The following is a 13866-nucleotide window of genomic DNA, read 5'->3' on the forward strand; positions in this document are numbered from 1 at the left end:
CCCGCGCCCCCACTAGAACTCCGCGGGGCACCAGCTCTGCAGCAGCCTGAAGAACGCCTCCTCGTTGCCCGCGAGCCCCGCGTCCGCCAGGGCCTGCTCGGCCTCGGCGAGGACCGCCGGCGGGACGACCGGTGGCCGGGCGGTGTCGGGCGGGCCTGCCGCGGTGTCGAAGGCGGCTCGGACCGTGTGCAGCAGCCGCAGATACGCCTGGACGGCGGTGCGCTCACGGTCGGTCAGTACGGCGGTGGGCATCGGCGGCTCTCCCCAAGTCGTGTCGGTCATATGGGTGTGTGTCTCCAGCTTGCCGCCCACCACTGACAATCCGGCTTCCGCGCCCGATCGTTCGCCCGCTTAGCGGAGGCGAAACCTCACCGAAACCACCCTGGGAAAAGCGGCCCTACGCTGGGCGGAAGGGCTTTCGGCCGCCGCCCGGCGGTCAGGAGGACGGGAGGGCGAGCACATGGTCGACGACCCGCTCCGGCGCCCGGTGCGCGCCGTCCGGCTGCGCCCGGTGGGCGACGGAGACCTGGACCTGCGGTACCGCGTGGTGCACGGTTACCGGCGTGCCTTCCGCATGGCGGGCGAGGGCCCGCCGCTCGTCCTCATCCACGGCATCGGCGACTCCTCGGCCACCTGGGCCGGACTCATCGCCGACCTCGCCCGCACCCACACCGTGATCGCCCCCGACCTGCTCGGCCACGGCGACTCCGACAAGCCGCGTGCCGACTACTCGGTGGCCGCGTACGCCAACGGCGTCCGTGACCTGCTCACCACCCTGGGCGTGGAGTCGGCCACCCTGGTCGGCCACTCGCTGGGCGGGGGAGTGGCCATGCAGTTCGCCTACCAGTTCCCCGAGCGCACCGAGCGGCTCATCCTGGTCAGCGCCGGCGGTGTGGGCCGCGAGGTCAACCCCGTGCTGCGGCTGGCGTCCCTGCCCGGCGCCCACCTGATGCTGTCCGCCCTGCGGCTGCCCGGCATGCGGCTCCAGACCGGCCTCGCCGTACGCCTGATGAGGCTGCTGGACACCGACCTCGGCCAGGACGCCCCGGCCCTGCTGAACCTCGTCGACGCCCTCCCCGACGAGACCTCCCGCAACGCCTTCATCCGCACCCTGCGCGCCGTCGTCGACTGGCGCGGACAGGTCGTCACCATGCTCGACCGCTGCTATCTCACCGAGGGCATGCCGACCATGCTGCTGTGGGGCGACCGCGACAGCGTGGTGCCGGTACGGCACGCCTTCGGGGCGCACGAGGCGATGCCCGGCAGCCGGCTGGAGATCTTCGAGGGCGCGGGCCACTTCCCGTTCCACACCGACCCCGCCCGGTTCGTCGCGCTGGTCGAGGAGTTCACCGCCGGCACGGCCCCGGCGGACTGGAGCCGGGAGCACTGGCGGGAGCTGCTGCGGCAGGGCGGTCCGGGCAGCGAGCTGAGGGAGGCCGGTGAGCGCAGTGCCACCTGACCCCCGGTGAACTCTCAGCCCTGCGGCCCCAGGTACCCCAGCGACACCTCGATGCGTCCCGCCAGACGGTCCCGCTGGGCCGGACCGCGCAGCGGCGAACCCGCGAGCCAGGTGCGGCACTTGCTGGCCAGCAGCAGGCCGAAGCTCTCCGCCTCCCGCTCGTCGTCGAGGTCGAAGCGGCTGCGGGCGGCGACCTTGCGGACCGTGGCCTGGAGATCGGCGTCGTCGTGCAGGAGGCGGGCGGCGACCGCGGCGCCCTCGACGTGGTGGGAGCAGTGGCCTGCGTTCATGTGCCACAGCTCGTGACCGAGGATGACCAACTGGTGGTCCGGGGCGGTGCGTTCCTCGATCACGACGAGATCCTGGTCGGCCATGTCGAGCCACAGTCCGCTGGCGGTGCCGGGCGGGAAGGGTGCCGTACGGAAGTGGACCGGGCGGCCCCGGCGTCTGCTCATCGCGTCGCACAGGGCGCCGTAGAGGTCCTCGGGCCGGGCGGGGGAGTCGAGTTCCAGCTCCGCCACCAGCTCGCCGCTCAGGCGGCGCATGTGCTTACCGATGCCCACAGTTGTCTCCCGGATCAGGACTCGGGCCGCTTGACGCTCTCCAGGAGCATGTCCAGCCACTCGGCGACCTTGTCACGGTGCTGGTCGGTGGGCAGCTGTGCGGCCCGCCAGGCGATGCCGCGGACGCCGTGGTCCTGCAGCAGCCGCTCCAGCGGATCGCGGGCGGAGGCCGCGGCCTCCCGCTCCCGGTCGGCGAGTTTGTGCAGGAGCTCCTGCTCGGTGTGCTGGAGGGCGCCCGCGAGTGCCTCGGGGTCCTCGGCCGTGAGGAATCCGGCGTGCACCCGGAAGAACCGCTGGATGGCGTCGCAGTGCTCCATGGTGGGGCGCCGGTCGCCGTTGATGAGGGCGCCCGCCTGCTGCCGGGACATGCCGGCGCCGTCGGCGATCTCCTGCTGGGTGTACTTGCGGCCGTTGGGCTTCAGCCGGGTGCGGCGCAGCAGGTCGAGCCGCTGCAGGAACCGTGCCTGGACGTCCGGTTCGCCCGCGGGACGCCCGCTCAGCAGAGCCTTGACCACGGGTTCGGGGACGCCGGAGGCGACGGACAGCCGACCGGTGTCGAAGACCTGCGCGTGCGGCACGCCGAGCCGGGCGGCGAGTGCGGTGACGCGGGCGACGACGGCCGTCAGCACGACCGTTGCCGCGTCGTCCGGGCTCTCGAAGCCATCCGACACCGACAGATCTCCTACGTCTCTCACCCGACTTCTCACAGGCGGTCGCCGTGAACTTCCCGGAGAGTAGCCCGTTGTTCGAACTCACATCCAGGTCTCGCCACAACTGTGGCCAATTTCAGCCGTCAACCGCTACCGAATGCCACGATAGTTGACATGGCTCGCTCCGGGGAAGCAGGATCAAGGCGCCGCGTGAAGGCCGCATAGGCAAGAGGGGTGACCTCCCGATGGCATATCAGGCAGGTGGGCAGCGGTCGGAACTGCGGCCCGTCCCCGAGGGGCTCGAAGCCCAGGCGTACCTTCAGGACTACGCCACGCTCCTGGAAGCCGTCCCCTTCCCGTCCGTCGTCCTCGACCACCGCTGGGACGTCGTCCTCGCCAACACCGCTTTCGCGTCACTTTTCCGTGCCGTGGGTCCGCATCCGACGGCCATGCCGGGCGACAACTTCCTTCGGTTCGTCCTCTTCCATCCGGACGCGAGCAGTGTCCTCGGCGAGCACGAGTCCCGCTGGTGCCTGCCGATGCTCGCGCACTTCGCCGCAGCGGTGGAGCGGCACGGCCACGACCACGGCCTCCAGTCGATCCGCCGGGACATCGCCCAGGACCCGATCATGGACGCCGCCTACCGGCACGGCCTGCCGCACTGGATCCGCGCGGTCGGTGAACAGGCCGTGGAGCACGACGGTTCCGTACGCCCGCTGGTGCACCCCGACCCGCGCTGGGGTGCCACCGACTGCCGGGTCGTCGACGAGACCCCGCGCACCCTGCGCGACCTGGGCTACACCAGACTGACCCTGGTGCTCCGCCCGGCCGGCCGCAAGCGCGCGCGGCGCACGGCGGCGCACCTCACGGTGGTGCCCGCCCCCCAGGCCTGACGGGCACCGTCGGCGTTCAGGTCGTCGACGGCGCCTCGTCAGTGGTCGTCGGTCCCCGTGGAGCAAGGGCGTTCCACGGGGCCGCCCCTCCCGGCTCACCCGGCCACCACCAGCGCCAGCGGCACTCCGTCGCAGGGGATCAGCCGCACCCCGCCGGCCTGCCGCTCAGGGGAGTGGAGGCGCGTCGGACGTCGTGACCGCGGCGTCCCGTGCGACCCCGCGCTTGGCCGCCTGGATCTGCTCGTACACATGGGTGCGCAGTTCGGCGAAGCGCGGGGCCACCCGGGTGTGCAACTGGTCCCGCTCGTCGGGCAGGTCGACCTTCAGCTGCTCCTGTACGACCGTGGGGGAGGCGGACAGCACGATCACACGTTCGCCCAGGTAGACGGCCTCGTCGATGTCGTGGGTGACGAACAGGATCGTGATGCCCCGCTCCCGCCACAGTCGTCGTACGAGATCCTCCAGGTCGGCCCGGGTCTGCGCGTCCACGGCCGCGAAGGGCTCGTCCATCAGCAGGACCTCGGGTTCGTACGCGAGGGCGCGGGCGATCGCGACGCGCTGCTGCATCCCGCCGGACAGCTGCCAGGGGTACGCCCCCGCCGCCTCCGCGAGGTCCACCGAGTCCAGTGCGTCGGCGACCAGTTCGCGGCGTCGTGACCTGCTCAGGTCCTTCTGCTTCAGCGGGAGTTCGACGTTGTCGGCGACGCGCATCCAGGGGAAGAGGCTGCGGCCGTACTCCTGGAAGACGAAGGCCATTCCGGGCGGGGGGCCGCTCACCTTCCGGCCCGCCAGGCGGACCTCGCCGGCCGTCGGGGTGAGCAGACCGCCCATGCACTTCAGCAGGGTCGTCTTGCCGCAGCCCGAGGGGCCCACGAGACACACCAGTTCCCCCGTGTCCACGGTGAAGGTCAGATCCCGCACCGCCTCCACGCGGCGCCCCGAGCCCTCGTAGACCTTCTTCAGGCCGGATACGTCAAGAAGCGCGTGCATGGACCGCCCTTTCGCGTTCGGGTGACTCACGGGGACCGCCGGGCCGAGGCGCGCAGGCCGTGGTACCAGGCGAGGACCCGCCGCTCGACCAGCTGGAAGACGACGGAGAGCAGGAACCCGAGCAGACCGAGGACGAGGATCCCGGTCCACATGTCGGGGACCGCGAAACTGCGCTGGAACTGCACGACGGTGAAGCCGATGCCGTTGCTGGCGGCGAACATCTCGCTGATGACCATCAGGATGATGCCGATGGACAGTGCCTGGCGCAGGCCCGCGAAGATCTGCGGACTCGCCGCGCGCAGCACCAGGTCACGCAGGCGCGAGGGACCGGTGATCCCGTAGGAACGCGCCGTCTCCAGCATCACCGGGTCCACCGCGCGCACGCCCTCGACGGTGTTGAGCAGGATCGGCCAGACGCAGCCGCTCGCGATCACGGTGACCTTCATGGTGTCGCCGATGCCCGCGAACAGCATGATGACCGGGATCAGGACCGGCGGGGGAACGGCCCGCAGGAACTCAAGGACCGGTTCGCACACCGCCCGCACCCGCCGGTAGGAGCCGATGAGCGTGCCGACGGCGACCCCGACGACGGCCGCCAGGGCGTATCCCGCCGTGAGCCGCCAGAGGCTGGGCAGGACGTCGTCGCGCAGCCGGTCGGCGGTCCACACGTCCGGGAAGGTCTTCAGGATGGTGCGCAGCGGCGGCCAGAACACGTTGGTGCTGCCGTCCGAGGCGAACCACCAGATCACGACGAGCAGCGCGGGCAGTGCGAGCACGAGGACGAGCCGCAGGGCGAACCGCTTCACACCGCCACCTCCCCGCGCACCGACTGGTGCCAGGACAGCGCCCGTCGCTCCACGGTACGCGCGCCGACGTTGATGAGCAGCCCCAGAAGCCCGGTCACCACGATCAGCGCGTACATCTCCGGGACCGCCTGCGAGTTCTGCGCCACCGCGATCCGCGCGCCCAACCCCGGTGCGCCGATGACGAGTTCGCCGGTGATGGCCAGGATCAGGGCGACGGCCGCGGCCAGCCGCACCCCGGTCATCACGTACGGCAGCGCGGTGGGCCACAGCACGTGCCTCACCCGCGCCCAGGTGCCCAGACCGTACGACCGTGCCGTCTCGTCGGCGACGGGGTCGACGTCCTGGACGCCGTAGACGGTCTGGACGAGGACCTGCCAGAAGGCGGCGTACACGACGAGCAGCAGTACCGAGCGCAGTTCGCTGCCGTACAGCAGGACCGCCAGCGGGATGAGGGCGACCGAGGGGATCGGGCGCAGGAACTCGATCGTCGAGGCCGTCGCCTCACGCAGGTACGGCACGACCGAGACGACCACCCCGACCACGATCCCGGCCGACGCGGCGATGGCCAGGCCCAGGGCCCAGCCGGTGAGTGTGTCGCCGAGCGCCGTCCAGAAGGCGCCGTCGGAGAGTTCACCGGCGAACGCCCGCGCGACCCGGCTGGTCGGCGGGAAGTACTCCTCCTTGACCAGACCGAGCCGCGGCACCGCCTCGCCCAGGGCGAGGAAGGCCGTGAGCCCGGCGGCGCCCAGCGCCGCGTTCTGCAACCTCACGGCAGCAGCGCGTCGACGTCGGGGGTCTTCTTGAAGAACCCGTCCTGCTCACCCAGCTTCGCGAGCGCCTCGACGGACTCCCTGTCGGGCTCGGCCGGCCACTTCGGCAGGGTCACCTGCGCCAGGACCGACGCCGGGATCTTGGTGTACGTCGTGATGATCTGGCGTGCCTCGTCCGGGTGGGCGTCGGCGTAGGCGAGGGACTCGGCGGTGGCCTGCTGGAACTTCTTCACCACGTCGGCGTGCTGCTGCTGGTACCGCGTCGAGGTGAAGTACAGGGCCACCGTGGTGTTCGCGGCCACGTCCACCATCGGAGAGGCGATCACCCTGCCGCCCTGGCCCTTGATGGTGGCGAGGGCGGGCTCGACCGCGCAGGCCGCGTCCACCTGGCCGCTGTCGAGCGCGGCCGGCATCTGGTCGAAGGCCAGCTCCACGAACTTCACCTTGTCCGGGTCGCCGCCGTCCTTGCGGACCGACTCGCGCACCGCGGACTCGTTGATGTTCTTGAGCGTGTTGATGGCGACCTTCTTGCCCTCCAGATCCTTCGCGGACGTGACGGCGCTGTCCTTCTTCACCGCGATGCCCGCGAAGTCCTTGCCCGCGACGCCCGTTGAAGCGATGCCGTTGGAGACCGCCTTGACCGGCACCCCGGAGGACTGGGCGATCAGCAGGGAGGTGACATTGGAGAATCCGAACTGGAACTGCCCGCTGGCGACCCCGGGCACGATCGCCGCGCCGCCGGACGCGGTCGATATCTGAAGCTTCAGTCCGTGCTTGCCGTAGAAGCCCTTCTTCTGGCCCAGATAGATCGGTGCGACATCGACGATCGGGATGAGTCCGAGCTTGACGGTGGTGGTGCCGCCGGACGACGATCCCGAGTCCGAGGCCCCCGAGTCGCCGGACGAACCACAGGCCGACGCGGGGATCAGTAATGCTCCGGCCGCGAGGGCGGTGAGCAGACGACGCATGGCTCCTCCTGTGCAGACTTCGTTGTTCCGACAGGCTGTGCTCACGACAGGCTGTGCGCAGACCGCACAGTGGTGCTCAGCGCGAAAGGTATTGGTCTCGCGGGACGAGGTCAACACCTTTGGCTGACAATATTGTTGACATTTGCTCGACGGAGGCGACGACGATGTCCGAAGCAGCCCGCGCGCCCCACTTCGTCCGTTCCCTGGAGCGCGGCCTCGCGGTGATCCGCGCCTTCGACGCCGACCACCCGGAACTGACCCTCAGTGAGGTCGCCGGCCTCTGCGGGCTGACCCGCGCGGCGGCCCGCCGCTTCCTGCTGACCCTGGCCGACCTCGGGTACGTCCGCGCCGACGGTCGCACCTACCGGCTCACCCCGCGCGTGCTGGAGCTCGGCTACTCCTACCTGTCGAGCTTCTCGCTCGCCCAGATCGCCGAGCCGCATCTGGAGCAACTGGTCGTGCGGACACGGGAGTCGTCGTCCCTGTGCGTGCTCGACGGCGACGACGTGGTGTACGTGGCCCGGGTGCCCGCGCGCCGCATCATGACCGCGGCGATCACCGTCGGCACCCGCTTCCCGGCCCATGTCACCTCCGTCGGCCGGGTGATCCTCGCGCACCTGCCGCAGGAGGACATCGAAGTACGCCTGGCGCACGCCGAGTTGACTCCACTTACCGCCCGCACGCTCGTCTCCGCGGACCTGCTGCGGGCGGAACTCGACCGGGTGCGCCGGCAGGGGTACGCCCTCGTCGACCAGGAACTGGAGGAGGGGCTGCGCTCGATCGCCGCCCCGGTGCGGGACCGGGGCGGCGAGGTGGTGGCGGCGGTCAACATCCCCGTGCAGGCGGGGCGTACGACCCTGGCCGCGGTACGGCGGGACCTGCTGCCGCCGCTGCTGGAGACGGTCGCCGGGATCGAGGCGGACCTGCGGATGTCCACCCTGGCTACAGGTCCAGCACGAGCTTCTTCCCCCGGCACCGGGACACACAGATCATCATCGTCTCCCCGGCCTCCCGCTCCTCGTCCGTGAGCACGGAGTCCCGGTGGTCCGGGGTGCCGTCGAGAACGTCGGTCTCACAGGTGCCGCAGGTGCCCTCGGTGCAGGAGAACAGCACCTCGACACCGGCCGCGCGGACGGCGTCGAGCACCGAGACGTCCGGAGCGACCGTGATCGTCGTGCCGGTCTGCGCCAGCTCGACCTCGAACTGCGTGTTCTCGCCCTCCGGCCGGTACTTGGGCGTGAACCGTTCCATGTGCAGCAGCCCCGCCGGGCAGCGCTCCTCCACCGCGTCGAGCAGCGGGCCGGGCCCGCAGCAGTAGACCAGGGTCCCCTCCGGTACGCCGTCCAGCACCGGGGCGAGGTCCAGGAGGCCGGTCTCGTCCTGGGGGGCCACGGTGACGCGGTCGCCGTAGCGGCTCAACTCCTCGGTGAACGCCATGGATCCGAGGGTCCGCCCCCCGTACAGCAGGGTCCACTCCGCGCCCGCTTCCTCCGCCGCCGCGAGCATGGGGAGGATCGGGGTGATGCCGATGCCGCCCGCGACGAACCGGTACCGCGGCGCCGGCCGCAGGGCGAAGTGGTTGCGCGGCCCGCGCACCCGCACCTTGTCGCCCTGCCTCAACTGCTGGTGCACATGGGCGGATCCGCCGCGTCCCTCGGGCTCACGGAGCACGGCGATCCGCCAGCACGAACGGTCCGACGGGTCGCCGCACAGCGAGTACTGCCGCTCCAGACCGGGGCCGAGCAGCACGTCGATGTGGGCGCCGGGCTCCCATGCCGGGAGCTGCTCGCCCAGCGGGTGGCGCAGGGTGAGGGCGAGCACGCCGTCGGCCGCCGCATCCCTGCGGTCGACGACGAGTTCGGCTTCGTACGCGTCACTCATGAACTGTTTCCTCGCGGCTCGGGTGCGGGCGGCTCGTGTTTCTGGGGTGAGTGCCCGTTCGGGTGGGCGAGCATCCACTCCCACATCTCGACCGGGTCCTGCGAGGTGTGCTCGCGGCCGCAGTGACAGGTGCCGCGCAGGGTGTCGGTGCCCGGCAGCCAGTCGATGCGGTAGACCTCCCCGGTGGACGCGGCACTCACAGGACCTTCTCCACGGGCTTGTCGCCCTCCTCGACGAGACGGGCGAGGATACGGCGGGCGGCGAGGCCGCCGGTGTCGATGTTGATGCTGAGCTCCTGGTAGCCGGAGCGCTCGGTGCCGAGCGTCCGCTGGAGCAGGTTGAGCGCGTCGACGTCCTGCATGACCACGGTGTGGTTGTTGCCCCGCAGGAACTCGGTGACCTCGGCGTCCTCGGTCGCCCAGTCGCGCGAGACCATCCAGAAGTCGTACACGTGCCCGTCGCTGGACGGTGTGATGGCGTACGTGATCTCGGTGTGGAAGCCGTTCGGGTCGCTGCCGTCGGCCTCGGGGAGCACACCGACCGGGGCGATCCGGCTGTGCAGCAGGTACAGGCAGGGGGCGTGGTACTCGATGTCCTGCCAGCGCGTGATCCGGCCCTCGATACCGGTGGATTTGGCGTAGAACGGCGGGCAGGCGGCGTCGTCCATGTGCCGGCTGACCCGGACGATGCCCGCGCCCTCGTCGACCTCCGTGGTGATCGGCGTCTCGGCGACCTCCGGGGTGCCGATGTAGCCGCCGTGCAGATAGGTCTCGTGGGACAGGTCGAGGAGGTTGTCGACGAGCAGGCCGTAGTCGGCGTCGATCGGCTCCATGCCGCGGACGGTGACCCAGCCGGGGGAGTCGAGGTGCCGGGCCCTCGGGATGGTGTCCGCGTCGGCGAGCGCCGGGTCGCCGATCCACACCCAGACCAGGGAGTCCAGTTCGGCGACCGGGTAGGAGGCGACGCGCGCGGTGCGCGGTACGCGCTTCTGGCCCGGCACGTACACACAGGTGCCCGTCGTGTCGTACGTGAACCCGTGGTACCCGCACACGATCCGGTCGCCGTCGAGCCGGCTCGGCTTCTCGTGCAGCGGGAACCGGCGGTGCACACACCGGTCGGCCAGCGCGACCGGCGTCCCGTCCTCCTCGGTGCGGTAGAGGACGAGCGGCTCACCGAGGATCGTCCGGCCGAGCAGTTCCTCGCGTCCCACCTCGTGGCTGTAGGCGGCGACGTACCACTGGTTCCTGGCGAAGGCGGTCGTGTGCGGCATCGTTGCGGCTCCCGTCTGTCTGCTGTGCTGGCATCGTCTGGGCGCTCGCCGGGGGTCGGCAACACCGCTTCCGCCTCACGGAAGAGGAAGCCTGTGAGGAAAGGTGGCTCCGACTCCTGCTCCGGCACAGCCCAGGACGCATGGGCCTCCCTCCGGCCGGTCTGCGTATGCTCGTCCGGCCGTCGACCGGGAGAGGCTGAGGAGTGCACATGCTGAGGTTGCTCGGCTTCTTCGACGACTTCGGCCACCCCCGCGAGGTGTCCACGGGACCGCTGGCGGCCCAGGTGCGGGTGACCGGCGAACCGGACGAAGCGCACATCGTCGCGTACCTGGACCACGGGCATCGCCTCACCTCCTTCATGGAGGCAGGGGTCGACGCCCTCACCGGTGAGGTCCACCGGCACACCTCCGGCTGCTCGTCGCTCGTCACCGACGGCGTGTGGGTGTGGCGCGCGGACTTCGCGCACTATCTGGAGACGTACCACGTGCCGTTGCCCGCGGACTTCCTCGCCCGGGTGCGAGGACTCAGCCACCGGATGCCGGATCTCGTCGGTGCAGACTTCGCACCCGTCCACGACGAACTCGTCCGGGGATTCGGCTGGGCCTCGGCGGAGCCGTGGGACACGGAGACCGTCCTTCCCCCACCGGCCCGCACGGTCGCGACCCGTGCGGAATTCGTCGCCAGGGCCCGGCGTGACCGGCCGGTCGGCTCCTGGGGCAGGACACCACGCAAACCGCGAAGGGACACACAGTGATCGACATCGCCAGGGAGTACCGCGTCGCCCTGCCCGACTGGATCGACGAGGAACTCGCCCACGTGCCGGCGGCCCTGCCCTCCCGCGAGGACCGCATGCGCCTCGTGCACCGCCTCGCCGACCGCAACTGGCGCGAGGGCGACGGCGGCCCGTTCGCCGCGCTGGTCGCCGAGCGGGAGAGCGGCAGGATCGTCTCGGCCGGAGTCAACGTCGTCCTCTCCTCCGGGGTCTCCAGCGCGCACGCCGAGGTCGTCGCGCTCGGCCTCGCCCAGGCTGCCACCGGCAGCTGGGACCTGGGCGGTGACGGTCTGCCCCCTCATGAACTGGTCGTCAACTGGCGCCCCTGCGTGCAGTGTTACGGCGCCACCATGTGGTCCGGCGTGCGCGGCCTGGTGGTCGCCGGGGAGGGGCCGGAACTGGAGGAACTCACCACGTTCGACGAGGGCCCGCTCGGCGCGGACTGGGCGGAACAGTTCGAGACGCGGGGCATCGAGGTCGTCGGAGACGTCCTGAGGGACGGGGCGCTCGCGGTGTTCCGCGACTACCGCGAGGCGATCGACGCGGGCGAGGTCGTCGTCTACAACGCCCGCGGGAAAGCGGGGTAAGTCCCCGCCCCGGAAGGAGACCTCGACTCCGACGCCTCCCGTACCCCCGACTTTCACACCGGCGCCACCGCACCCTTCCCTGACGTTCGTTGCCCTTGGAACACTCGCTGCGCGCACCTTCCGTCACTTTCGGGCCATCGATGCGCAGGATTGAGAGGTCCCTCACTCATGTCCGACGTCAACCGGCGCAGATTCCTCCAACTCGCGGGCGCCACCACGGCCTTCACCGCCCTGTCGAGCAGCATCCAGCGCGCCGCAGCGCTCCCGGCCCACCACCGCACCGGGACCATCGAGGACGTCGAGCACGTCGTCGTCCTGATGCAGGAGAACCGGTCCTTCGACCACTACTTCGGCTCGCTCAGAGGTGTTCGCGGCTTCGGGGACCCGCGACCGGTGACGCTGGAGAACGGGAAGTCCGTATGGCACCAGACGGACCGGAACGGCAAGGAGATCCTGCCGTTCCGTCCCGAGGCGAACGACCTGGGCATGCAGTTCATCCAGGACCTCCCGCACGGCTGGAACGACGGACACGCCGCCTTCAACGGGGGCAAGTACGACAAATGGGTCCCGAACAAGGGGTCCACGACCATGGCGTACCTGACCCGCGAGGACATTCCCTTCCACTACGCCCTCGCCGATGCCTTCACCGTCTGCGACGCCTACCACTGCTCCTTCATCGGCTCGACCGACCCGAACCGCTACTACATGTGGACCGGCTACACGGGCAACGACGGCCAGGGCGGCGGCCCGGTCCTCGGCAACGACGAGGCCGGCTACGGCTGGACCACCTACCCCGAGCGGCTGGAGAAGGCCGGCGTCTCCTGGAAGATCTACCAGGACATCGGCGACGGCCTGGACGCGAACGGCAGTTGGGGCTGGATCCAGGACGCCTACCGCGGCAACTACGGCGACAACTCGCTGCTCTACTTCAACCAGTACCGGGGCGCCGAGCCCGGTGACCCGCTGTACGACAAGGCCCGCACCGGCACCGACTACACCAAGGGCGAGGGCTACTTCGACCGGCTCAGGGCCGACGTCAAAGCCGGCAGGCTCCCGCAGGTCTCCTGGATCGTCGCCCCCGAGGCCTTCACCGAGCACCCCAACTGGCCCGCGAACTACGGCGCCTGGTACATCGCCCAGGTCCTGGACGCGCTGACCTCGGACCCGAAGGTGTGGGCGAAGACCGCCCTGTTCATCACCTACGACGAGAACGACGGCTTCTTCGACCACGTGGTCCCCGCCTTCCCGCCCGGCTCGGCGGCCCAGGGCAAGTCCACCGTCGACCCCGCCCTCGACCTGTTCAAGGGCGACGCCGGACACCCGGCGGGCCCGTACGGGCTCGGACAGCGTGTGCCGATGCTCGTCGTCTCGCCCTGGAGCAAGGGCGGTTACGTCTGTTCCGAGACGCTCGACCACACCTCGATCATCCGCTTCCTGGAACGCCGATTCGGCGTCCACGAGCCCAACATCTCGCCCTGGCGGCGGGCCGTGTGCGGTGACCTGACCGCGGCCTTCGACTTCACCCGAAGGGACACCGAGCCGGTCGCCCTCCCGGACACCGACGGCTACGAGCCGCCGGACCGCGAGCGCCACCCCGACTACGTGCCCGTCCCGCCCGCCGTCGGCGCCCTGCCGAAGCAGGAGCGCGGCCTGCGTCCCGCCCGGCCCCTCAAGTACGTCCCGCGCGTGGACGGTTCGGTGGACGCGAAGAACGGCACGTTCACGCTGTCCTTCGCCTCCGGCGCCAAGGCCGGCGCCGCCTTCCTGGTGACGTCCGGCAACCGCACCGACGGCCCCTGGAGTTACACCACCGAGGCCGGCCGGACGGTCTCGGACACCTGGAACTCGGCGTACTCCAAGGGGGCGTACGACCTGAGCGTGCACGGCCCCGCCGGGTTCCTGCGCGTCTTCAGGGGGCCGAACAGGGCCGCGGGACCCGAGGTCACCGCCCGCCACAGCGGCGACGACGTGGAGCTGACCTTCACCAACAAGGGCTCCGGCACGGTCCGTCTGAAGGTGACGAGCGGCTACGGTGACCCGGCGCGGACCTTCACCGTGCGGCCCGGCGCCACCGTTCGGCACACCTTCGGCCTCGCCAGGAGTCGTCGCTGGTACGACCTCACGGTCACCTCCGACGCCGAGCCGGCCTTCCTCAGGCGATTCGCCGGACATGTCGAGAACGGGCGTCCCGGGGTGAGTGACCCCGCTGTAATCACCAGGTAAAGCCGCCAGGAGAAGCGTCGAACACGTGGCCGG

General features: G+C 70.7%; 16 protein-coding genes. 6 read left to right on the forward strand and 10 right to left on the reverse strand.

Going from position 1 to position 13866, the window contains the following annotated elements; all coding sequences use genetic code 11:
- Positions 1–12: 12 nt before the first annotated feature.
- Positions 13–252, reverse strand: coding sequence for a hypothetical protein (locus tag M2163_RS38640; protein ID WP_280854038.1), 240 nt, complete (start codon positions 250–252; stop codon positions 13–15).
- A gap of 208 nt (positions 253–460) precedes the next feature.
- On the opposite strand from M2163_RS38640, the gene M2163_RS38645 reads away from it, so the two are divergent.
- On the forward strand, positions 461–1459 hold the full coding sequence (locus M2163_RS38645) for an alpha/beta fold hydrolase (protein ID WP_280896311.1): 999 nt from the start codon (positions 461–463) through the stop codon (positions 1457–1459).
- A gap of 14 nt (positions 1460–1473) precedes the next feature.
- Here the strand turns inward: M2163_RS38645 and M2163_RS38650 are convergent, their stop codons facing one another.
- A complete protein-coding gene (locus M2163_RS38650) occupies positions 1474–2004 on the reverse strand; it encodes a toxin-antitoxin system, toxin component (protein WP_280897383.1) in 531 nt (176 codons plus the stop codon).
- 32 nt (positions 2005–2036) lie between these two features.
- Positions 2037–2693, reverse strand: a complete 657-nt coding sequence (locus M2163_RS38655; RefSeq protein ID WP_280848265.1) for a helix-turn-helix transcriptional regulator — start codon at positions 2691–2693, stop codon at positions 2037–2039.
- Between the two features lie 224 nt (positions 2694–2917).
- On the opposite strand from M2163_RS38655, the gene M2163_RS38660 reads away from it, so the two are divergent.
- On the forward strand, positions 2918–3565 hold the full coding sequence (locus tag M2163_RS38660; protein ID WP_280848264.1) for a hypothetical protein: 648 nt from the start codon (positions 2918–2920) through the stop codon (positions 3563–3565).
- 165 nt (positions 3566–3730) lie between these two features.
- On the opposite strand, the gene M2163_RS38665 is transcribed toward M2163_RS38660, so the two are convergent.
- The 4 genes from M2163_RS38665 to M2163_RS38680 are packed head-to-tail and all read right to left on the reverse strand — an operon-like array spanning position 3731 to position 7099.
- Entirely contained in the window at positions 3731–4555 is an 825-nt protein-coding gene (locus M2163_RS38665; RefSeq protein ID WP_280848263.1) for an ABC transporter ATP-binding protein, read from the reverse strand.
- Positions 4556–4581: 26 nt separating this feature from the next.
- Positions 4582–5361: an ABC transporter permease subunit gene (locus M2163_RS38670; protein ID WP_280896312.1), complete on the reverse strand. Its 780-nt coding sequence runs from the start codon at positions 5359–5361 to the stop codon at positions 4582–4584.
- A complete protein-coding gene (locus M2163_RS38675; protein WP_280896313.1) occupies positions 5358–6131 on the reverse strand; it encodes an ABC transporter permease in 774 nt (257 codons plus the stop codon). The genes M2163_RS38670 and M2163_RS38675 overlap by 4 nt, the downstream gene beginning before the upstream one ends.
- Positions 6128–7099 carry an ABC transporter substrate-binding protein gene (locus M2163_RS38680; protein WP_280896314.1) on the reverse strand — a complete coding sequence of 324 codons (972 nt, stop codon included), beginning with the start codon at positions 7097–7099 and terminating at the stop codon, positions 6128–6130. The genes M2163_RS38675 and M2163_RS38680 overlap by 4 nt, the downstream gene beginning before the upstream one ends.
- Positions 7100–7263: 164 nt before the next feature.
- Here M2163_RS38680 and M2163_RS38685 point away from each other — a divergent pair, with 164 nt between their 5' ends.
- Complete coding sequence (locus M2163_RS38685; protein ID WP_280848259.1) at positions 7264–8127, forward strand: IclR family transcriptional regulator C-terminal domain-containing protein; 864 nt, start codon at positions 7264–7266, stop codon at positions 8125–8127.
- On the opposite strand, the gene M2163_RS38690 is transcribed toward M2163_RS38685, so the two are convergent.
- Genes M2163_RS38690 through M2163_RS38700 form a run of 3 tightly spaced genes read right to left on the reverse strand, consistent with a single transcriptional unit; the run spans position 8042 to position 10250 of the window.
- Positions 8042–8980, reverse strand: a complete 939-nt coding sequence (locus tag M2163_RS38690) for a PDR/VanB family oxidoreductase (protein ID WP_280896315.1) — start codon at positions 8978–8980, stop codon at positions 8042–8044. The genes M2163_RS38685 and M2163_RS38690 overlap by 86 nt on opposite strands.
- A complete protein-coding gene (locus M2163_RS38695) occupies positions 8977–9180 on the reverse strand; it encodes a hypothetical protein (protein WP_280848257.1) in 204 nt (67 codons plus the stop codon). Before M2163_RS38695 ends, M2163_RS38690 begins: the two co-directional genes overlap by 4 nt.
- Positions 9177–10250, reverse strand: a complete 1074-nt coding sequence (locus M2163_RS38700; protein WP_280848256.1) for an aromatic ring-hydroxylating dioxygenase subunit alpha — start codon at positions 10248–10250, stop codon at positions 9177–9179. Before M2163_RS38700 ends, M2163_RS38695 begins: the two co-directional genes overlap by 4 nt.
- Positions 10251–10459: 209 nt before the next feature.
- Here M2163_RS38700 and M2163_RS38705 point away from each other — a divergent pair, with 209 nt between their 5' ends.
- The 3 genes from M2163_RS38705 to M2163_RS38715 all read left to right on the forward strand — a co-directional run bounded on the left by M2163_RS38705 (position 10460) and on the right by M2163_RS38715 (position 13833).
- Positions 10460–11005, forward strand: coding sequence for a hypothetical protein (locus M2163_RS38705; RefSeq protein ID WP_280896316.1), 546 nt, complete (start codon positions 10460–10462; stop codon positions 11003–11005).
- A complete protein-coding gene (locus tag M2163_RS38710; protein WP_280848254.1) occupies positions 11002–11610 on the forward strand; it encodes a nucleoside deaminase in 609 nt (202 codons plus the stop codon). Before M2163_RS38705 ends, M2163_RS38710 begins: the two co-directional genes overlap by 4 nt.
- 168 nt (positions 11611–11778) lie before the next feature.
- Positions 11779–13833 (forward strand): phospholipase C, phosphocholine-specific, encoded by a 2055-nt coding sequence (locus M2163_RS38715; RefSeq protein WP_280896317.1) that lies wholly within the window; start codon positions 11779–11781, stop codon positions 13831–13833.
- Positions 13834–13866: the final 33 nt, after the last annotated feature.

Source organism: Streptomyces sp. SAI-135 (genome assembly GCF_029893805.1).
GTDB lineage: Bacteria > Actinomycetota > Actinomycetes > Streptomycetales > Streptomycetaceae > Streptomyces.